Raw genomic sequence first — 20,325 nt, forward strand, 5'->3', positions numbered from 1 at the left:
GCCTACTACTGGATTTTCAAGTACGGCGTGAGGGCCGTCCGGAGTTGCCCGGGGACCGGGACCGGTTCGAGTCCGGCGGGTCCGCGGGTCATGCAGGCGACGGCCTGGTGTCCGCGGGCCACGAGCTGCGGCACCGCGACCTCGGTCCGGTAGTAGTCGAACGCCATCGCGACCCGGTGGCCCTCGAGTTCGGTCAGAGTCATCCGCAGTTCGACGACATCCCCGGCGGTCAGTTCACCGAAGTATTCGCAGCCGCAGCCGGTGGTGACTACAGCGAAGCCGTCGGTGAGCGAGGCGAGGACGTCGGGGGCGTGTTCGGCGAGGAACCGTTCTCGGCAATGTCCTTGCCAGCGAAGGTAATGCGCGAAGTAGACGTTGCCGACGAGGTTGGTTTCCTCCAGCGTGACGGGATGGCGGTACCGGTACGCCGGGGTCATCCGGCACCGCCAACCGTGAGCAGTGCGATGGCGACTGGCAGCCGGTATCCGTCCACCGTGAACACGGCGGAGGCGATTCTGGCGCTGCCCGCTGCGAGGACGAGCCATCCTCCGTCGTAGGCTCCGGAAAGCCTTGCGTCCGAAGGACTTGCGTTCACCTCAGTCAGGCATCGCGTCACTGTCGAGGCTCGTGCGGCCAGGAGCTCGGACGACTCGTCGCAAGGGCCTGAGATGACGCGGAGCAACCCAGCGTCCGGCGGCCCGTGCGGTCCGGCGAACTCCCAGGCACTGGCGACCGGACAGGAGCTGTCGGCGTCCACAGTGAACGGTTCGCCGATCGACACTCGCAACGACGGATCGAGTCCGAGCGCGACGGCCGTCCTGGTGATCGCGACGGACAGCAATGCCGGGGGCCGAGGTCGGTCGTCGGGCAGCGGTCCGGTGTCGGCCAGACGCAGGCCGGTCCATCGGACAGCGGTGCGGCCTTGCGCGTCCGTGGCCAGGACGTTCCAGGCGTAGCGGCCGTCGGCGGCGTGTTGTTCGGTGCCGTGCAGTTCCCACGGGCCGGTCGCGCGCGGGTCGAAGTCGACGCGGTCGCAGGCGACGGGCAGGAGGCGACGCGTCGGGACGCACGACTGCAGGACGTGCACGGTGGCGTCGTGGGCGGCGGGGTCGCCGAGTACCGAGGTGTACCAGGGTTCGTCGTTCGGGGTGATCGTGGCCCGGCAGGACCACGGGTCCGGGACGGCCGCCGCGGCGACTCGGCGAAACTGTCCATTGTGGAATAGGAGCTGGTTGTAAAGGTCGGCTGGTTCGATCCGGCCGCGATCGGGAACTTCGGGCGGCGCGGCGACGTTTTCCGGTGCCGACAAAGGGAAAGTGGCGGTGAAGTGGTCCACGAGGAAACCGGATTCCGCGCAGCGCAGCACGGTGGTCACGACGTCGCCCTCCCGCAGCGCGCATACCCGGACGACGTGCTCGCCGGTTTCGGCGATGACGACGGGGCGGTCGAATCTGACGTCGCAGGCGGTCGTCAGGGCCCGGCCCGCGACTGTCGAGGCGGCTTGCGCCATGGCTTCCAGTCCGACGACGGCGGGCAGCAGCGCGGCTCCGTCGACGCGGTGGCCGTCCAGCCAAGGGTCTGTGCGCAGGGAAAGCGTCGAGTCGGCGACGAGTTCGACGCCGGGATGGCCAGCCCGGATCCGCTGCAGGAACCGGCCCGTTCCCGCCGGGAGTTCCCCGCCGAGCCGTCCGTGCACTGACACATCGGCGGACGTCGACTGCGTGCGCAGCAGGCGCAGGAACAGCTCCGTCCCTTCCTCGACCGAGATCGGCGTGGCACCGGAGCGGGCGAGGGCCTGCGCCGCGCCCATGCGTTCGGCCATGCCAGTGCCCGACCAGGCGGACCAGGCGATGTCGAGCACCCGGCAGCTGGGCAGTTCTCGCGCGAGCCGTCGGGCCTCGGCGCGCAGGAGTCCGTTGACCAGCGCGTAGTGGCACTCCCCCGCCATCCCAGCCGACCCGATCACCGAGCCGAACGTGACCAGCAGCTTCAGCGATTCGGCCGGGACAGCGGCGAGCAAGGCGCGGAGCCCGGTGATCTTCGGGCGCAGGTGAGCGTGGACGCGGCCGGGCGTCAAGTCGGCGAAGCGGGCGGGTTCGTTGATGCCGCTCGCGTGCAGCAGCGCGGTCGCCGGACCGGTTTCGGCGGTGAGCTTTTCCACGGCGAGCGCGACGGCCTCAGGGTCGCCGACGTCCGCGGCCTCGTAGGCGACGCGGATGCCGTCCGCGCGGAGCCGGTCCAGATTGGACTGGAGGAGTGCGTCGGTCTCCGGGTGGGAACGGCCGAGTACGGCGAGGGCGAGGCCGGTCGCGCTGGCCAGTGCGTGCGCGCAGGCGTAGCCGATGCCTTTGCCGCCGCCGCTGACCAGCAGCACGTCTTGGTCGCCGAGCGGTGTTTCGGCGGGCACCGCGGGCACTAGCTGTTCGCGCGGTTCGTACCAGGCGCCGTCCTCGCCGAGGATTAGTTCGCGGAAGCGGCCGGGTTCGGCGTGGAGCGCGGAGAAATCCTTGGTGCGCACCGGGACTTGAGCGAGAGTGACGCCGATCTCGGGATGTTCCTGGTGCAGCGAACGGAAGAAGCCGCTGATCGCGCAGTCGTGCGTCACCACTACGAGTGCCTTGTGACACAACGCTTTCCGCCCGGAATCGAGCAGCGCCTCGACGTCTTCGGGGTCGGCGAGGTACACGGTTTCGGTCGGACGCCAGGGTTCCGTCCGAGCCGGGACCAGCGTCTCGGCGAAACAGCCGAGCCACGGCCGCACGCCCAGCGCCTCCGCGTCGGATTCCGAGGTCTCCGGGAGTCGTTCGATCTCCGCGATCACCTCGCCCACCGAACTGTCGGCGAAGGCCATCGACACCGACGGCAGCGTCCGGCCCAGCGCCGAAGCCGCCTCGACGACGAGCTGGGTCGCCCGTAGCGAGCTCAAGTTGAGGTCGGCGAGCAGGCGGGCGTCAGAGCCGATGAGTGCCGCGTCGAGTTCGGTGGCTTCGGCGAGCAGGCTGGTGACCGTCGCGGCGGCGTCGCGCGCCGGAGCGGCGTCCATGGCTTCCCCTGGCGAGGGAACCACCGACGGCGCCACGGAACACGGGTTCGTCAGGAACTCCGGTTCGCGGTCGAGGTCGAGGGGGCGAGCGGAGCGTCCGGCGAACCACGGGACGAGATTCGCGGCGGCACCGGCGGCGAACAGCGCTGCGGCGGAATCGGCGGCTGCGCGGTCGCCGGCGTCCAGGCTGACCGTCGGGGTCTTCTGGCCGGCCAAGGCGCTCAGGGCACGGCCGGGACCCGCTTCGCAGAACAAATCCACGTCGACGGCCCGCATCGCGGCCCGGAACCGCACCGGCGCGCAGAGTTGCGTGACGAGCAGTTCGACGAGGTCGTCGTCCTCGGCGAGTTGCCGACCGTACACAGTGGACATCACGGTGTACCGCACCGGAGAAAGCTCGATGCTGCCGAGGAATTCGCGCCACGGGGCGACGCAGTCCGCCATCGCGGGGCTGTGGAAACCGTGAGACACCGGAAGCCAGGCGACGCGAAAGCCGTGCCGCTCGGCCTCGCGCGCCACCGCCTGGAGTTCGGCCACGGTGCCGGAAAGCACCTGCGACTCGGCGGAGTTGTCGGCGGCGAGCACGACGTCCGTCCCCGCGCAGAGCGCCTCGGCCTCGCTCGTCGCGACAGCGAGCATCCCGGTGCCGGACGTCCCGTATTCGCCCATGATCCGGCCGCGTTCGACGGCCAGCCGTTCGCCGTCCTCCGCGGACAGGCACCCCGCCCAGGTGAGCGCGGCCAGTTCGCCGAGACTGTGCCCGATCGCGACGGTGGCGGCCACGCCCAGCTCCTCGAGCCGGGACAGCGCTGCCTGGGACGCGCGGTAGATCGCGGGTTGAGCCAGCGTGGTGTCCGCCGGTTCCGCGCCGCTCGCGCCCTGTCCGGGGAACAGCAGCGCGACCCGGCCCGGCACGGCGTTTCCCAGCCAGGAGCCCGGCGACGTCGAGAGCTGTCCGCGCGTCAGCGACGGCGCCTCGGCCGCCGCGCGGGCGGCGAGCGCGGCAAGTTCGGCCGGGGTTCGTGCGACGAGCGCGGCCCGGACTGGCCCGGCTGGGTCCCGGCGTCCGTATTGGCAGGCCAGGTCGTGCAACTCAGCGCGCGACAGCAGCGGTGCCGTCTCGGCGATCCGGGTCAGCTCAGCGGCAACCCGGGCGGGATCCGGTCCGCTGACAGCGATGACGTCGAACTCCGGAGCCGGACGGCTCGGCGCCGGCGACCGCACCGGGCGAGGCCGCGCCGGGGAACCCAGCACGACGTGGGTGTTGATGCCGCCGAAGCCCATCGCGCTCACCCCGGCGAGCCGGCGGCCGTCCGGCCACGGCTCGGGAGCGCGCAGCACCCGCAGGGTCTCCCCGAGCGCCGGATGCGGCGTCGTGCAGCCGGTGGTCGGCGGCAGCATCCCGGACGACACGCTCAGCGCGGCCTTGACCACCCCGGCCGCGCCGGCCGCCGCCTTGGTGTGCCCGATGTTCGCCTTGACCGAACCGAGCGCGGCGGCCGGACCGGCTCCGGACCGGGCCCGGTTCAACGCGGTCAGCTCGACGAGATCGCCGACCGCCGTCCCCGTGCCATGTCCCTCGTACAGCCCGATCTCGGCGTGCCCGACCCCGGCCATCTCGCCCGCCCGGCGCAACGCGAGCAGCTGCCCGTCCGCCTCGGGCCGGGTGATGCCGCCGCGACCGTCCGACGAGACGCCCCAGCCGAGGATTTCCGCATACACCGGCACTCCCGCCGCGCGGGCGTCTTCGGCGCGGGCGAGCGCGAGCATCCCGCAGCCCTCGCCCGGCCAGAATCCGGCCGAACGCTCGTCGTAGATCCGCATTTCCTCGGCGGCGAGCGCGCCGGTCTTGGCGAATCCGACCAGCTCGAACGGGTCCAGCGACAGATCCACTCCCCCGGCCAGCGCGAAGTCCGCTCCGCCGTCCCGGAGTGCCCGGCAGGCGGTGATCACCGCGAGCATCGACGAAGCGCACGCACCGTCCACTGTGTACCCGCCGCCGTGGAAGCCGAAGTGGTTGCAGATGCGGCCCGCGATGGTGTTGGCGAGACTCCCCGCCAGCGTCTCGTCCCCTACTTCGGGAAACGCTGCCAGGTACCGCTTTTCGACCTCCGCCAGGTTCTCCTCGTCGAGCGTGGCGCGCAGGACGTCGCGGACGTACGGCCAGCGCAGCCGCAGCGTCCGGGCGCGGGTGATTTCGCCGGTCAGGCTGTTGCCGACGATGACGGCCACGCGGTCCGCGTCCAGGCCCGCGCCCGCCGGATGACCCGCGTCGGCAAGCGCGCGATCCGCGGTTTCCAGCGCCAGCCAGTGCGCGGGGTCCGCCGCGCGGAACGTCGAGCCGGGGATCCGGAACGCTTCCCGGTCGAACTCCCAGTCCGCCAGCACCGCGGCCTGGGTGCTGTACGTCCGGTCCGGGGCGCTCGTGTCGGCGCTCCAGTAGTCGGCGAGGTCGAGCCGGCCCGGCGGCAGCCGCCGGAACGCGCGGCGTTGGTGGAGCACGGTTTCCCACAGCTGCGCCGGGCCGTCCGCGTCCGGATAGCGGCAGGCCATCCCGACGATCGCGATCGGCTCGCCGGGTTCGCGGCGGGTCACGCGGGTTCCCGGGCCGGCGCCGGCTCGGCGGCGGTGCGTTGCGCCGGGACCAAGACGGTCCACTGAGGACTCTTGCGGGCGGCGACCGCGAGCACCACAGCCCGCAGCGCGCAGGTGATCGTCAGCGCGAAGAACAGGCCGAAGACGACGTGGAACTGCACCAGCACGCCGTAGACCGCGGCCGTGGCGAGGCCGAAACAGACCTGGTTCCGCCGGGACGACGGCGTCGTTCCGGGGTCGGTGATCATGTAGTTGGTGAATAGGACGAACGCCGTCCCGGTGATCGGCAGCACCGCACTGACCAGCGAAATGTCGGTGAACAGCGCGCGCAGCACGGCCTGGCCAAGGAAACCGCCGATCCAGCCGAGGATCAGCGGAATCTTGCCGGTGAGCTTGGCGTTGAGCATGGTCCCGGCGATCAGCAGCAACGCGGGCACGACCGCGCCCCACCAGCCGGCGACCCATTCGGTGAACTCGTACGGCGGCGCGATGCCGACCCAGCCGAACAGCAGCAGGACCACCACGATCCCGACGTTGCTCGGGTTGAGCACGTGCCTGCTCTTGCCGCCGATCCGCACCCGGACGACGTACTTCGAGGCGACGCCGACGACCGAGGCGAGCACCGTCGGCATGAACCGGTCGTTGGCGTACAGGAGCATCGCGCACGCCATGCCGGTGATGTAGGCGGGAAGCAGGAAGTCGGCCACCGCGCCCGGTTTGCCGAGGTACCGCGGACGGCGTCCGGCGGTCGCGGCCTCCACCGACTCCAGCACGATCTCCGCGGTCAGCGCCGCGAACACGGCGACCACCGGGGTGAGATACGCCTGTTCGAAGCCGAGCACGGTGTGCCCGAGCACGGTCAGCACGGTGATCGACGCGCCGAACCGGCGCAGGGCGGCGGAACGGCGTTCGCTCGGCGACTTGGTCACCGGTCCTCCTCGATGGTGCCGTCGGGGTTGAGCCGCAGCTGGTGCCAGCCGGGCGGGAGCGCCACCGAACCGTCGTGCCGGTGTCCGCAGCCGTCCCGCCACGCCAGGCGGACCGGCACGGAGGCCGGTGGCTGATTGCCCAGGCCGAAGTGCAGGTCGGGGGCGTTGACGCCGTTGTGGCCGTTGGCCGGGTACACCTGCTGCAGCCGTTTCCCGCCACCCGGCGCGGCGACCTCCGCCTCGGCTCCGATCGCGGGCGACGTCGGCCCCGGCGCATTCGCGCGGCACGCATTGGCGCCGACGGGTTTTCGCAGGCGCAATCCCAGGAAAGCACCGGCGGGCGAGGTGTTGCGGTACAACGTGGACGGCGCCCATTGGTTGGCGACGACGAAATCGAGCCGGCCGTCCCCGTCGACGTCGCCGACCGCGAACGAGCGGCTGACCGCGTCGGTGCCGACCCCGACCTGGTCCGCGACGTTCACGTAGCGGCCGTCCGAGCCGCGGGCGAAGAACGTGTTGCGGTCGTGTCCGGACAGATCGGTACCCTCGGTGAATCGCGGCCACAGCGAGGGATGGCTCAGCACGAGGTCGTTCGACATCGCGGTCTCCTGCAACTGCGCCCACCGGTTCACCTCGCCGGCGACGAAACCGGTCGCGTGCATGACTTCCTCGGAACCGGAATTGCCGAAGTCGGCGGCTTTGACGTCCCACGACCATCCGGTGCGGGACAGGCCGAGCTCCTCGCTGTGGTCGTCGTAAGGTGCGACGCCGTTGCGCAACTTGTCGGCTGTTTCGGCGCGGTCCGCGGTCGACTGGTAGGCGAAGTTGCTTTCCTGCAACGCGTACGGCTCAGTGATGTTGCTGACCAGGATGTCCGGGACGCCCTTCGCGTCGAGGTCGGCGAAGGCCACGCCCATGCCCTTGAACGAATCGTTGCCCAGCACCTTCGACTTCGGCGTCGTCGCGTGCCGCGTACCGGTCGCCGTGCGGAACGCCGCGTGGCCCGGGGAGGATTCGTTGACCAGCAGATGGTCCGGGCCGAAGTCGTTGGCCACGTAGAGATCCGGCCGCCCCCGGCCGCCGATGTCCTGTGCGGCGAGCGCGAGCGCCCATCCGGTCCGCGTGCCCGGAGGGAAAGCGTCGGGCTCCTCGGCGAACCGGCCAGCGCCAGCGGAGCGGAACAGCCGGAGCGTGCCCCCGTTCGCGGCGTGCGACAGCGAATCGTTCATCGTCAGTTCGGGCTGGTGCGCGGTGGGGTCGAGCACGCGCGCGCCGTCCGGGAAGTAATTGCCGAACACGAGGTCGGGGTGCCCGTCGCCGTCGAAATCGCCGATCGTGGCGGCGTTGGTGTTCCAGACCTGCCACGGGCTGACCAGCTCGCGCGGCCGGAACGCCGCTGCCGACGGGGTATTCCCCGGCAGTCGCTCGAAGATCACCGGCGAACGGCCCCAGTAGTAGACGACGACGTCCTGGCGGCCGTTCTCGTCCGCGTCGGCGGGCAGGCAGCCCATCGGGGCCGCGAAGGACGGCATCTCCAGCCCCGACGGGACCAGCGTGAACGGCTGGTACCGCGCGCCGGTGCCGGGAGCGGGTTCGACGGTGACGGTGTCCGTGCGGGGATCCACCAGGCAAACGTCGTGCGCGACCGGACCGCCGTCCGCGGCGAACAGCGCGGTCGCCGCGCCCACCGAGGAGATCCAGGACCGGATCTGTTCGTAGGCCGGGGCAACGGTCCGGACGTGCCGTCCGCCGGGCGCGTTGTCCGGGCTGGCTTGTGCGGCGGTGAACGAGAACTGGTGTGCCAGCTCGGTTTCCTCCGCTGAGGACGACTGCGGAACGACCGTGAACGCGAATACCGCCGCGCAGCCGAACAACGCGACCATGCGGGCCAGGTGTCGGCGCAGAAAGGGTCTCATCGGCTCTTCCTCTCCCACAGGTACCGGATTTCCGCGCGCCAGCGCTGGTAATGCGCGAGCGTCGACGGGTAGGGCATGAGCTGTCCGAGCGCCTCGTCGGTCCAGTCCGCAGCGTCATCGGTACTGGCTCCGGCTAGCACTTCCGCGGCTTTGTCGGTGTGCGCGGGCACGATCCCGCTGACCCGCCGCGCGGCACAGGCGAACGCGCACCCTTGGGCGAGGTGCGCGCGGTACGCACCGGACAGGTCGGCGAGGCGGGCGAGTTCGGCGGCGTCGGCCCCTCCCGCGTAGGTCGCGGCGAGGCCGATCCCGCTCCACAAGTCTGCCTGCCGTCCGGCGGGGAACTCAGCGATCCTCAGGGCAACACCGTCCGGGTCGGCGCATTCGCAGAACCACAGCGCCCGGCCGAGCCCCTGGTCGCGGATCTGCCGCGGCCCGCGGCCGAGCCCGGGTTCGAGGCGGTGCCGTCCGACGACCCGATCAGTGCGGAAAAAGCCTTGGTGGAAGCCGTATCCGTCCCAGGCCAGCCAGCGCAGCAACGGATCTGTCGCCGTGCTCCGGAAGGGGCGCAGCCGCAGCCGGGCATAAGCCCAGCCGACGCCGACGTGCACGAGGTGCGGATACTCCGCGGCCGGTCCGCTCAGCAGCGCTCCGACCCGGCCGCGCCGGAGCGGGAGGAGCACGTCCAGCAGGGCGCAGCCCATTCCCGCGCCCTCGAACGCGAACCCGCGCAGTTCTGGTTCGAGCGCGGACACTTGCCGGCACAGGACATCGGCGTCCGGCTCGACCGAGGCGTTCAATCCGGTCAGGAACGCGCGTCCGGCCGATTCCAGGACGCCGCGAGCCGGGCCGGGCCGCAGCCGGAACCGGCGCAGTCCGAAGTCGACCTGGCTCGAGTCCTGGCGCAGCGCCCTGGCCAGGATCCCGGCGCTCACCTCGCTTCCCGCGGCGCCGCCACGACGCTTTCCATCAGGGCGGTGACCAGCATCGGCCGTGCCTCCCGCTGGAAGTCGACGTCGGGATGGAATTCCCGGACCGTGCCCTCAAGCACCAGCAGGGACAGGATCGGGAACACGAACTGCGGGTCGGCGTGGAGGCCGTGCCGACGCTGGATGTCGAACAGCTTGGCGGAGAAGGAAACCAGGTCGAAGTCGGCGGCGTTGCGTCCGGTGTGCTTCTCCACCAGCGCGGCCAGCTCCGCGCGGAATCCCTCGGTGTCGGAGCCCGGCGGCGCCTTCGCCGTCGACAGCACGATGTCGGCGCAGGCCTCGCCGTCGCCTTGGCTCATGCAGTAGAAGAACGCGGCGAACTTCTCCCGCGCGGACTCCGACAGCTGAACGGCGAAACCCGCGTCCAGCACGACGATCGAGCCGTCCTCGCGGAAGTAGAGGTTGCCCGGGTGCAGGTCGCAGTGCACCACTCCGTCCAGGAAAAGCATCCGGTACACCGCGCGCAACGCCCGCACGACCGCGTTCCGGCGCTGCTCCTCGCCGAGATCCTCCGGACGGCGGCGCACCAGCCCGTCGACGAAGTCCATCACCAGAGTGTCCTCAGTGGACAGTCCAGGACAGATGCCGGGAACGGTCACTCCGTCCGCGGCGCCCAGTGCTTTCCGGAAGCCTTCGAGCCGCTCCGCTTCCCTCGCGAAATCCAGTTGCGCGCGAATGCTTTCGGCGAGCTGCGCGGCGACGGCGGCGACCGGCACGCCGCGCAGCATCGGCAACCTCGCCGCCAGCCCAGCACCTCGTTCCAGCATCGCGAGATCAGCCGAGAGCGACCGGACGATGCCCGGCCTGCGCACCTTCGCCGCGACCGCCCGGCCGTCCGGGAGCACCACCCGGTACACGCAGGCGATGCTGCCCGCGCCGACCAGCTGCGGCTCCCCCGCCCCCAGGCTCAGCGCGGGCGGCATCGTGCGCAGCGGGACCGGGCGGACCTGGTCGTGCAGCCGGGAAAGCGCGCGGCACACCCGCGGCGGCAGGATGTCCGCTCGTGTGCTCAAGAGCTGGGCCGCCTTCACGAACGCCGGGCCCAGCGCCACCACAGTGTCCGCCAGCCAGACGTCTCGCTCGAACCGTTCTCCGCGCAGCCACGCCGCCGCCGTCGCCGGTCCCAGCAGCAGCGACCGGCCGGCGAGGACCGCGAACGCACGTGCGGTCCTCAGCGCCACCGCGCCTCCCCTCGACAACGTCATCTCTCCCCTTCGCCGTCCGGGCTGATTGCCCGACGACCGACGTTACAACCAGTAGCGCGAGACATGCTCCGCGTGACCACAAGACCATCCGTTCCAGCGAAACCGGCGCGGAACACTCGGCCGGACAAGGTTTTTCCCTATCGGGGCCGGGAAACCGGCTCGGCCCGCTACAGCCACTAGGCCGCGGGGCACGGCCGCTGACTCGGTCGTGACCGTGCCTGGCCCGATCCAGGCACGGCGAAACACCCTGCGTAGCCGTCACCTGGCCGCTTTCGCTTACGCGGCGCGAAACTCAGTCGACATCGGCGGTCCGTTGCGCTTCCTGGCTGCTGCGGGCAGCGGGAAAACCCACCCCGAGCTGATCCGCCGCGAGCGCAGTGCCTTCCAGCCGAGCGCGAATCTTGGCGAACGCTGTCCGGCGCGACGTCGACTGGTCGTCGGCGAACGGGGAGAATCCGCAGTCGTCGCAGGTTCCCAGCTGCTCCACCGGGATGTACCGGGCGGCGCGCAGAACGCGGTCGCGCACCTCCTCGGCGGTCTCCACCCGGGGGTCGATCGGATCGATCACTCCGACGAACACCCGGATTCCCGGCCGGAGCTGGTCCGCGACGACGCGCAGGACGCGGTCCGGGTCGGACTCGCTGGCCAGCTGGAGGTAGAAATTGCCTGCGGCGTGCCGGAACAGCTCGGGAAGCAGGCCGGCGTAGTCGACGTCGAGGCTGTGCGTCGAGTCGAGGTCGCCGCCGGGGCAGGTGTGGACGCCGATGCGCGCCCGTTCGGATTCGCTGAACCTCTCCAGGACCCGGTTGTTCAGCTCGACGAAATCGCGCAGAATCCGCCCGCTGGGGTCGAGCTTCAGCGACAAGCGCCCCTCAGTGAAATCCAGCTGGACACCGTGCGCGCCCGCGTCCAGGCATCCGCGGATATCGGCCTCGGCGCCGTCGACCAGGTCGTCGAGGAAATTCTCGCGCGAATAGCCGTCGATCCCGGATGCCGGGTACACCAGAGACAGCGCGGAAGGCGCGATCACCGCTTGTTTCACCGGAAGGTTCGTGCACTCTTTGGCGGCCCGTAAATAGCGTTCGGCATGTTCTTGGTAGCGGAAGGGCCCGGAGGTCAGACAGGGCAATTGCCGCTGGTGCCCGTCGGCGAAGGGGATGACGACGCCGTCCGCGGAAAGGTTCGCCGCGCCCGCGATCGGGTAGGTGACGAAGCTGGGTTTGCGCTGCTCGCCGTCGGTGACCACGGTCGCGCCCATCGCCGCTTGGGTTTCGATGGTCTCGCGAACGGCTCGGTCGAGAACGGAGGCGAACGCCGCGTCGCCGAGCTGCCCGCTTTGCCGCGCGGCGAGAGCGCCGAGCAATTCGGGCGAACGGGGGATGCTGCCGATGGGCTCGGAAGGAATGGTCATGCGGCGAGCCTAGAAGCGGCGGTGCGGGAAAGAACACGGCAGAACGCGGTAATCCTTCTTTCGAGCCATTACCGGCTCGAAAGTGTTGACACAGTGCCGCGATGGGAGAGGGCGGTTTATTGGCAGAGTGCGAAAAACCCCTCCACACTCTGCCGAAACCTTCAGCGCCGCCCGCCACGACCGCTATTCGGCCGACAAATTCTGCACATCAGCCAGGCGACTCCCTGCCCGATCGGCTTGTGGCCGAATTCGAGCCTGTCCGCGAAGACTTCTCGCTTTCCTTTCCTGCCGGACTCGCGTTTCCCTCCGCTAACCCGGGAGGCCCGCGGCCGCGGCGATGCCCTGGTCGAGGCTCAGGCTGTAGTCCAGGTTCATATGGTCGGCGTCGTAATACACACTGACCTTTCCGATCACCGCGTAGCAGCGTTGCCGGTCGCAGAAGTAGTCGGTCAGGTCGAGCAGCCGGACCTTCGGGTCGGTGCTCGCCTTGGCCGCCGCCGTCAGCGGGTCCGCCGGTTGCGCGACCGAGCGAGCGACCGCGCATTGCCGGGGGTCGTCCGGATTCAGCACGACGCAGTCGGTGGCACGCACGAGTCCGTTGAGCGGCGGGTCGGCCATCACGAACACCGTCGCGCCGGCGCCGGTCCACTGTGCCCAGTAGGAGTTCAGCCCGTCCTGGTACTGCTCCGCTTGCGACCGTCCGCTGCGGTCGTCGGCTCGTTCGTGCCTGCTGTAGAACGACGTGAACACGTACGCGGGCCGCGTTTTCGCGATGTCGCCGGCCATCGCCTTCGTCCAGGCCATGCACCGCCGGTCCAGTGCGGTGCCGTGGTAGTTCAGGGCTTGGATCTCGGCGAACGGGCAGCCTCCCAGGTAGCTCGTGTACATCAGCCAGTGGTTCTTGCGGGCGAGGCTCAGCAGCGGGCCCTGCCATTGCTGGGCGTGCGAGTCACCGACCAGCCACACCACCGTCGGGTTCGCCGCGCCCTGGCTGAAATCGCATTTGGTGGTCGTCTTCGTGCCGTCGCTCGCCGCGTACTGGGACAGCGGCGGCGGGCAGTCCGCGGGCGCGGTGTAGTACCGGTTGGCCGGGCCCATCTCGACGCTCCTGGCCGGGCCGAACGGATCAGCGCACGCGTTGCCCGCCATCAGCGCCCTCGCGCCGTGGCACGGGCCGGTCGTCTCGGCCGCCAGATCGCGGGCCGCCTGGTCGACGTGCCGCTCGTACGTCCAGGTCAAGCCGCCTGCCGCGGCGCATACGACGAGCATTCCGGCCACCATGCCGGCGAAGGTCACCCCGGCGGTGCGGCTCAACGGCTGCCAGGTCCGGACCGGGTCCTCGACAAGTCGCTTCGACGCGTACGCCGCGACCAGGGACGCACCGACGATGCCCGCCTTGACCTGCCAGGTCAGCATGCCGGCGGCCAGCGCGCCGGGGAAGGCGAACGGAGCCAGCATGATCAGCGGCCAATGCCACAGGTACAGCGAATAACTGACATTCCCCAGCCACTGCACCGGCGGAGACGAGGACAGCGGCGTGTGCCATTGCCGTCCCTCGCGGCTGCCGCCGAAGATGACCAGCGCGGTGCCGATCGCGGGCAGCAAGGCGGTCGCGCCGGGGAACGCGGTCTGATCGTCGAACAGGATCGCGGCGGCGGCGATCGCGGCGAAACCGGCCAGCGAGGCCACGTTCGCGACGACCTTGGACAGCACGAGCTTCGCACCGCCGAAGGCCAGCAACGCGCCGAGCGCGAACTCCCACACCCGCACCGGCGTCACGAAATACGCCTGGCTCTTGGACACGTCGGTGAACCAGATGCTGAAGCCCAGCGAGGCGATCCCGACGATCGCGACGCCGGCGATCCTCACCCGCCGCGCGCGGATCTTGAACAGCAGCAGGAGAAGCAGCGGCCAGAACAGGTAGAACTGCTCCTCGACCGACAGCGACCAGTAGTGCTGGGACAGGCTCGCCGACTGGGTGAAATGCGAGTAGTCGACGGAATTCGCAGCCAGCAGCCAGTTTTCCCAGTAAAGCGCGCTCGCGATGACTTCCTGCGCGTTGGACTCCCAGCGCGGATACGGCATCAGGAAGTACGCGGCGACAACGACGAACGCCAGGACGAGAAACGCCGCGGGCAGGAGGCGGCGCACGCGGCGGGCGTAGAACTTCGCGAGCCGGATCCGCCCGGTGCTCGCGACCTCGCGGACCAGATGCGACGTGATCAGGAAGCCGGAAATGACGAAGAAGACGTCGACGCCCACGTAACCGCCGGTCAACCGGGCGGGCCAGAGATGGTTCAGCACCACCAGCCCGACCGCCACCGCGCGCAGCGCCTGGATGTCCGGCCGGAATGCCGGTCTTCGCTCCCCTGACGACTGCGAGGGCCGCACCGGCCCGCTCAACGTCCCCGTGCCCATTTCCGCCCCTTGTGTCCCGCCCCGCTGAAAACTCAGTGATGCTAGCGGGACCGGCAGGCAGGCCCGGCACGGGCTGGCCGAATCGCCGACCCGACGTGCGGAAAGAGGGGACGGCAACCGCCGTCCCCTCGGTCAGTCCGCGCTCAGCGCCAGCCCAGTTCCGGGGCGACGTGGGTCAGGATGCTCTCCAGCACATGGGCGTTGTAGTCCACGCCCAGCTGGTTCGGCACAGTCAGCAGCAGCGTGTCCGCGGCCTGCACCGCCTCGTCTTCCTTCAGCTCCCGCACCAGTTCGTCCGGCTCGGCAGCGTACGAGCGGCCGAAGATGGCTCGGGTGTTTTCGTCGATCATGCCGATCTGGTCGCGCGAGTTGCGGTCGCGGCCGAAGTACGCGCGGTCCAGGTCGTTGGTCAGCGCGAAGATGCTGCGGCTCACCGACACCCTCGGCTCGCGCTCGTGTCCCGCTTCCTTCCACGCTTCGCGGTAGGCCTCGATCTGCTTGCGCTGCTGGACGTGCAGCGGTTCGCCGGTCTCGTCGTCCTTCAGCGTGGAGCTTTGCAGGTTCATGCCCAGTTTCGCCGCCCAGACGGCGGTCGCGTTCGAGCCCGAGCCCCACCAGATGCGGTCGCGCAGGCCCTCGGAATGCGGCTCCAGGCGGAGCAGGCCCGGCGGGTTGGCGAACATCGGGCGCGGGTTCGGCTGGGCGAAGCCTTCGCCTTCCAGCAGTTTCAGGAAGACTTCGACGCGGTCGCGGGCCATGTCCGCCTCGGTCTCGCCCTCAGCGGGGGCATAGCCGAAGTAGCGCCAGCCGTCGATGACCTGCTCGGGGGACCCCCGGCTCACGCCGAGCTGGAGCCTGCCCCGCGAGATGAGGTCGGCGGCGCCCGCGTCCTCGACCATGTACAGCGGGTTCTCGTAGCGCATGTCGATCACGCCGGTGCCGATTTCGATCTTCGACGTCCGCGCGCCGATGGCCGCGAGCAGCGGGAACGGGCTGCCCGCCTGGCGCGCGAAGTGGTGCACGCGGAAGTACGCGCCGTCGACGCCCAGCTCCTCCGCCGCGACCGCCAGGTCGATCGACTGGTGCAGGAAGTCGGAGGCCGACCGGGTCTCGGAGTGCGCGCTCGCCGACCAGTGGCCGAACGAGAGGAAGCCAATCTTCTTCACGCATCGTCAAACGTTCAACTACCCGGCAGAATTCCCGGGGCCCGAGGGTTCAGCGGTCGAGCCGTTCCAGCAGGACGACGGTCACGGTGTCCCCGGCCTCCTTGCCGATCGCCTTCCGGAGCCCGGCGTTGACCGGGAGTTTGTGAGTGCCGTCGCCCAGCGCCATGAACGAGCTGCGGAACGGCTCGCCGTCGACGGTCCCGCGGACCTTCACCAGGCCGCGGGTGCCGAAGAACTCCGCCGAGCCGGGCCAGATCAGGTAGGTGTGGCCGCCCTTGGCCGGGCTCTTGCGCAGGGTCGCGGTGAATTCCTCGTTGAGGTCGGTCATGATCGTGTGCTCCTTGCCCTCGGATGGCTGCTCACCCCGAGGTACGAACCTGGTCGCGGGATTTCGACACCGGATCTCGCCCGTGCGTGCGGCGTCCGTTCAGAGAGGTGGCCTGGACGGCGATGCCGCGGATCGCGGACGGGTCGACGACCTCGGCGGCGGGCGTGCGGCGCGCCACGAACTCGTCCCGGTCCCCGACTGCGGTGATGATCCCGTCACGGACCGCGATCGCCTCGGCCTCGGGCTGTCCGCCGCCGACGGTCAGGATCGGGCCGCCGGTGAAGATCAGGTCGGTCATAACCCGACAGTCGACCACGGATCGGCCCGCCGCGCCCGGCGCTCGCTCCCCGGACTGCGTCGGCTTCCACTGTGTCTTCCGCCCGCTTGCGGTACGCGTCGGCCGTCTCGCCCCGCCAGTCCCGAGGATCCTTCTCGACCAGCTCCGCCGCGACCAATGGATTGCTCACAGAACACCTTGTTTCCCGGCCGCGCGCTTGCCCCGGAAACATCGGGAAAGCATCGGGAAGGCGGAGAACAGCGCCGGGCCTTTCTGGAAACCAGCGTGGCGCTGGCCGGTTCTCGCCCGCCGCCTCGGGAGCCGGTCCGGTGCCGGAAAGACGACACCCCGGCACCGGACCATTCCCCTATCTCGTCCCGCGCCGACCCCGCGCGGAGGCCGCCACCGCCGGGACCGGCCCGCCGGTGATCGTGAACTGCGAGCCCGGTTCGCGGACGACGTCACCGGTCGACGAGTTCGTGATCGTCACGTTCGTCAGCGTCGCGTTGCCTCGGGCACCGCTCATCGCGAGGATGCCCGCGCCGTTGTTCGACCGGTCGATCGTCACATTGTCGACCGTCACGCCCGGCATCGATCCGCCGCCGGTTTTGAACTGGATTCCGTCGTAGGTCGAATCGTGGATTTCGGTGTCCCGGAGCGTGATTCCCGGGATGTCCTTGCCCTGGGCGAAGAACGTGATCGCGCCGAACTTCTGCTGCTCGCCCCAGAACACCCCGCCGCAGCGGTACAGCGCGTTGCCCGCGATCAGGGTCTGCCCGGAAAACGGCAGCGGGTCGTGGTCGGTCGCCAGCATGATGCCGGGGTAGTTCATCGTATCCGACACCAGGTTGTTCTCGATCTTGTTCCCGTACCCGCCGTAGACCGCGATCCCGTTGGCACGCCACGGCAGCTGGACCGTGTTGTTGCGGAAGACGTTGTCGTGCGCGATGTCCACCGCCGGATCCTTCACGTACTGGTTCGCCCACACCGCGAGCGAATCGTCGCCGGTGGTCCGGAACGACGAGTTCACCACGCTCGAGCCGCGGGTGCCGTTGGCGAAATTGATGCCGTCGGCGTAGGTGTCGCGGATCCGCATGCCGCTGAACTGCAGGCCGTCGGCCGGGCCCCACAGCGCCGGGATGTTGCTGTAGTCCCGGCCGACCCACACGCCGACGTTCGCGTGCTCGATCCACACGTTCGAGATCTTCGTGCCGGTGCCGAACCGCCCGTTGAGGCCGACGCCGCCTTCCGCCCCGCCGTCGCCGCCGCGGATCCGGCCGGAGCCGAAGATCGCGAGGTCGGAGATCTGCACGTTTTTGTCGATGTCGAAGCCGAAATTGCCCTCGTGCGGATGGTTGATGCCGCCCGCGTCCTGCGGCTGGATCAGCGAGTACAGCTGCGAGTACCACATTCCGGCGCCCCGGATCGTCGCGTTCGAGATGCCGATCTGGTTGTACTGCCCGCCGCCGTTGGGCACGTTCGGGTCGTCGGTCAGGATCTTGCGTTCCTGCCGCCACTGGCCCGGCGGGATCCAGACGCAGCCGATCACACCGTTCTGGTCGTCGGTGACCGCACGCTGGATCGCCGCGGAGTCGTCGATCCCGTCGTCGGGCACGGCGCCGTAGTCGGTGATCGACGTGCATTCCGCCGGTTTCGGCAGGGCCGGCGCGACCTGTTCGAGGTCGATCAGGTCGATGACGTAGAACGCCGCGGTGTCACCGTTGTCGCGCTGCAGCTTGAACTTCGTGCCCGGCGGATACGACTGCGCCAGCAGCGCGTGCGATTCGTCGAACAGCCGCCGCGCGTCCGCGCCGGGAGTGTTCGTCAGGCCCTCGGGGTCGTCGGTGGTGCCGTAGAGCCAGCTGTGCTTGGACGACAGGTTCAGCTTCTGCGCGAAAGTTCCGTTGACGTACAGGCTGATCGTCGCGTCCTGTCCCCCGCCGCCGGGTGCGTCCGGGATCGAATTGCGGACCACGATCGAGTTCGCCTGGTTCGCGGACGTGAATTCCACGTACTGGCCCTGGTTCGCCAGCCGCACGGACTTGCGGCCGGACGATTCGGTGGCGAAGTTCGTGTGCCCGAACGTGCGCAGCGGATCGGTCTCCAGCAGCTGGCCTTGATACTGCGCAGCTTCCGCTTCGTACTCGACGTACGGCACCGCTGCGCCGCGGCCGACCACCATCGCCCGTGAGAGCGCGTTGTTGGCTTCGTTCGTTTCCTCGACCGTGTCGGTCGCGTCGGCCGTCGCGGTGAGGTTCGCGTTCGCAGCGGTCCACGTGCCCGGCATCGCGACGTTTGCCGTGGCTCCAGCAGCGATCGCGGGTGTGTCCGCGTTGAAAGCGCTGCTGCCGGCGGACAGCCGGGTCACTGAGGTTCCCGCGCCGCTGGTGCCGCGGTTGTGCACGGCGACGGTGAACGACACCGGCGCTCCGACGGCCGGGCTCGGCGGATTCGACGTGATGCCGGTGATCTCGAGGTCCGGTCCCGGTGCCTGCGCGATCACCAGCGGCGTCGGCGAGGTGAAGGTGTTGTTGGAGTCGTCCTGCTCGACGACGGTGTTGGCGGGGTCGACGGTGGCGGTCACGGGGTAGCTGCCCTGCGGCCGTTTGCCCGCCTGCACGGTCACCGTGGCGGACGCACCGGCGGCGAGCGCACCGACCGGCGCGGAGCCGACCACGGTGCCGCCGAGGCTGACGTTGGCCGTCGTCGCGCCAGCAGCGGCGGAACCCGCGTTCCGAACCGTGGCCGATACGGCGAGATCGCTGGCCTCGGTCGGGTTCGACGGGGTCCACGCGGTACCGGTGACGACCAGATCCGGGTTCGGCGCAGGCGTGCCGAACACCTGGAACTCCGCCGCCTGCCCGCCGGGTGCGCCGGAGTTGGCGAAGAACCGCAGCTGCACGTCGGCGGCGCGGCCGGCGAGCGGGATCGTCACGGTGTTCTGGTCGGCGGCCGGGTCGAAGCGGTAGTCGGCCCGCGCGGCGAGCGTCGTGAATTCGCCGGAGTCCTGGGCGCGGCCGAGGATCTCGAAGTTCTGCGTCCGCGCGCTCCAGATCGGGTCCGGGTTGAGTTTCACGACGACCGAGGCGAGATCCGCGTCGGCGCCGAGCTTTGCGGTCAGGGTGTTCGGGTAGCCTGCGGCGGACTCCCAATAAGTGCCAGTGTTGTTGTCGTTCGCGTTGGCGGCCGCGAACGCGCCGACCGTCGAGGACGCCTCGATCGGCTTGCCCGCGGCGAGGTTCTGGCCGGTCTGCGTCCCGGCCCGGACGACGTGGTTGCTGTCCGCGGACTCGTTCCCGGCCGCGTCCTTGGCGCGCACGAAGTACTCGATCCGCGTTCCCGCGGGCCGGTTTTCGGTGAAGGCGGTGCCGGTGACGGTGGTAATCGGCGTGCCGTCGCGGTAGACGGTGTAGCCGGTCACGCCGACGTCGTCGGCCGACGGCGACCAGGTCAGCCGGACCTGTCCGGAGGCGGGCTCGGTCAGCGCGACATTCGCCGGCGCGGTCGGTGCCTGCGTGTCGCCGGTGTCCGGTCCGTACAGCTCGAACTCCGAGAGCTGCGCGGCGGGCCACTGCGTGTTCGCGGTGATGTCCAGCCGCACGTAGCGGGCGGACGCGGTCACCGGGATGGTCACCGTGCCGGAGGCGAATGCGTACCCGGTCGACCGGACCAGGTCGGTGAACGACTTGCCGTCGGCGCTGCCGCGCACGGTGAGCGTCTGGGTGCGCGATTCCCAGGCGGCAGGCAGTTTCAGCACGATGCGCGAGAGGGGCTTGGCCGAGCCGAGGTCGGCCTGGATCCATTGCGGGAAGGCGTTGTTGGCCGATTCCCAGTAGGTGGCCTGGTTGCCGTCGAAGGCGTTCGCGACCGGATAGCCGGGCTGCACGCTGCTCGCCGACACCGTTCGGGTCAAGGGCACATCAGCGGCACTCGCGGCGGGACCAGGCGACGGACCACCGGCTGCGGCGGCGGGCGTGAGCCCCGCCGCGAGAAGACCTGCGGCGAGGAAACCGGTGAGAAGACGGGACAAACGCGTACGTGTCATGGC

The 20,325-nt window shown here is 70.0% G+C and carries 12 protein-coding genes; all 12 read right to left on the bottom strand.

The window, feature by feature from the left end:
* Positions 1–5 precede the first annotated feature (5 nt).
* On the bottom strand, positions 6–437 hold the full coding sequence (locus tag ACZ7OI_RS09375; RefSeq protein ID WP_470263692.1) for an acyl-CoA thioesterase: 432 nt from the start codon (positions 435–437) through the stop codon (positions 6–8).
* Positions 434–5,638 (bottom strand): SDR family NAD(P)-dependent oxidoreductase, encoded by a 5,205-nt coding sequence (locus tag ACZ7OI_RS09380; protein WP_470263693.1) that lies wholly within the window; start codon positions 5,636–5,638, stop codon positions 434–436. The genes ACZ7OI_RS09375 and ACZ7OI_RS09380 overlap by 4 nt, the downstream gene beginning before the upstream one ends.
* The gene (locus ACZ7OI_RS09385; protein ID WP_470263694.1) at positions 5,635–6,567 is read right to left on the bottom strand and encodes an enediyne biosynthesis protein UnbU; all 933 of its coding nucleotides are present in this window, start codon (positions 6,565–6,567) and stop codon (positions 5,635–5,637) included. Before ACZ7OI_RS09385 ends, ACZ7OI_RS09380 begins: the two co-directional genes overlap by 4 nt.
* Positions 6,564–8,483, bottom strand: coding sequence for a CRTAC1 family protein (locus tag ACZ7OI_RS09390; protein WP_470263695.1), 1,920 nt, complete (start codon positions 8,481–8,483; stop codon positions 6,564–6,566). Before ACZ7OI_RS09390 ends, ACZ7OI_RS09385 begins: the two co-directional genes overlap by 4 nt.
* Positions 8,480–9,418: a DUF1702 family protein gene (locus ACZ7OI_RS09395; protein ID WP_470263696.1), complete on the bottom strand. Its 939-nt coding sequence runs from the start codon at positions 9,416–9,418 to the stop codon at positions 8,480–8,482. The genes ACZ7OI_RS09390 and ACZ7OI_RS09395 overlap by 4 nt, the downstream gene beginning before the upstream one ends.
* Positions 9,415–10,653, bottom strand: coding sequence for an ABC1 kinase family protein (locus ACZ7OI_RS09400; RefSeq protein ID WP_470263697.1), 1,239 nt, complete (start codon positions 10,651–10,653; stop codon positions 9,415–9,417). The genes ACZ7OI_RS09395 and ACZ7OI_RS09400 overlap by 4 nt, the downstream gene beginning before the upstream one ends.
* A gap of 316 nt (positions 10,654–10,969) precedes the next feature.
* On the bottom strand, positions 10,970–12,088 hold the full coding sequence (locus tag ACZ7OI_RS09405) for a cobalamin-independent methionine synthase II family protein (protein WP_470263698.1): 1,119 nt from the start codon (positions 12,086–12,088) through the stop codon (positions 10,970–10,972).
* Positions 12,089–12,397: 309 nt separating this feature from the next.
* Complete coding sequence (locus tag ACZ7OI_RS09410; protein ID WP_470263699.1) at positions 12,398–14,506, bottom strand: acyltransferase family protein; 2,109 nt, start codon at positions 14,504–14,506, stop codon at positions 12,398–12,400.
* Positions 14,507–14,649: 143 nt separating this feature from the next.
* Complete coding sequence (locus ACZ7OI_RS09415; protein ID WP_370937790.1) at positions 14,650–15,672, bottom strand: LLM class flavin-dependent oxidoreductase; 1,023 nt, start codon at positions 15,670–15,672, stop codon at positions 14,650–14,652.
* Positions 15,673–15,721: 49 nt separating this feature from the next.
* Positions 15,722–16,000, bottom strand: a complete 279-nt coding sequence (locus ACZ7OI_RS09420; protein WP_470263700.1) for a DUF1905 domain-containing protein — start codon at positions 15,998–16,000, stop codon at positions 15,722–15,724.
* Positions 16,001–16,031: 31 nt separating this feature from the next.
* On the bottom strand, positions 16,032–16,298 hold the full coding sequence (locus tag ACZ7OI_RS09425) for a hypothetical protein (RefSeq protein ID WP_470263701.1): 267 nt from the start codon (positions 16,296–16,298) through the stop codon (positions 16,032–16,034).
* 346 nt (positions 16,299–16,644) lie between these two features.
* Positions 16,645–20,322: a CARDB domain-containing protein gene (locus ACZ7OI_RS09430; RefSeq protein WP_470263702.1), complete on the bottom strand. Its 3,678-nt coding sequence runs from the start codon at positions 20,320–20,322 to the stop codon at positions 16,645–16,647.
* Positions 20,323–20,325 lie beyond the last annotated feature (3 nt).

The organism is Amycolatopsis sp. NPDC114503 (assembly GCF_055633655.1).

Bases quoted from the DNA above. Each gene is read 5' to 3' on its own strand.
- ACZ7OI_RS09420 (WP_470263700.1), bottom strand. From the start codon at position 16,000: ATGACCGACCTCAACGAGGAATTCACCGCGACCCTGCGCAAGAGCCCG.
- ACZ7OI_RS09410 (WP_470263699.1), bottom strand. From the start codon at position 14,506: ATGGGCACGGGGACGTTGAGCGGGCCGGTGCGGCCCTCGCAGTCGTCA.
- ACZ7OI_RS09390 (WP_470263695.1), bottom strand. From the start codon at position 8,483: ATGAGACCCTTTCTGCGCCGACACCTGGCCCGCATGGTCGCGTTGTTC.
- ACZ7OI_RS09425 (WP_470263701.1), bottom strand. From the start codon at position 16,298: ATGACCGACCTGATCTTCACCGGCGGCCCGATCCTGACCGTCGGCGGC.
- ACZ7OI_RS09375 (WP_470263692.1), bottom strand. From the start codon at position 437: ATGACCCCGGCGTACCGGTACCGCCATCCCGTCACGCTGGAGGAAACC.
- ACZ7OI_RS09430 (WP_470263702.1), bottom strand. From the start codon at position 20,322: ATGACACGTACGCGTTTGTCCCGTCTTCTCACCGGTTTCCTCGCCGCA.
- ACZ7OI_RS09405 (WP_470263698.1), bottom strand. From the start codon at position 12,088: ATGACCATTCCTTCCGAGCCCATCGGCAGCATCCCCCGTTCGCCCGAA.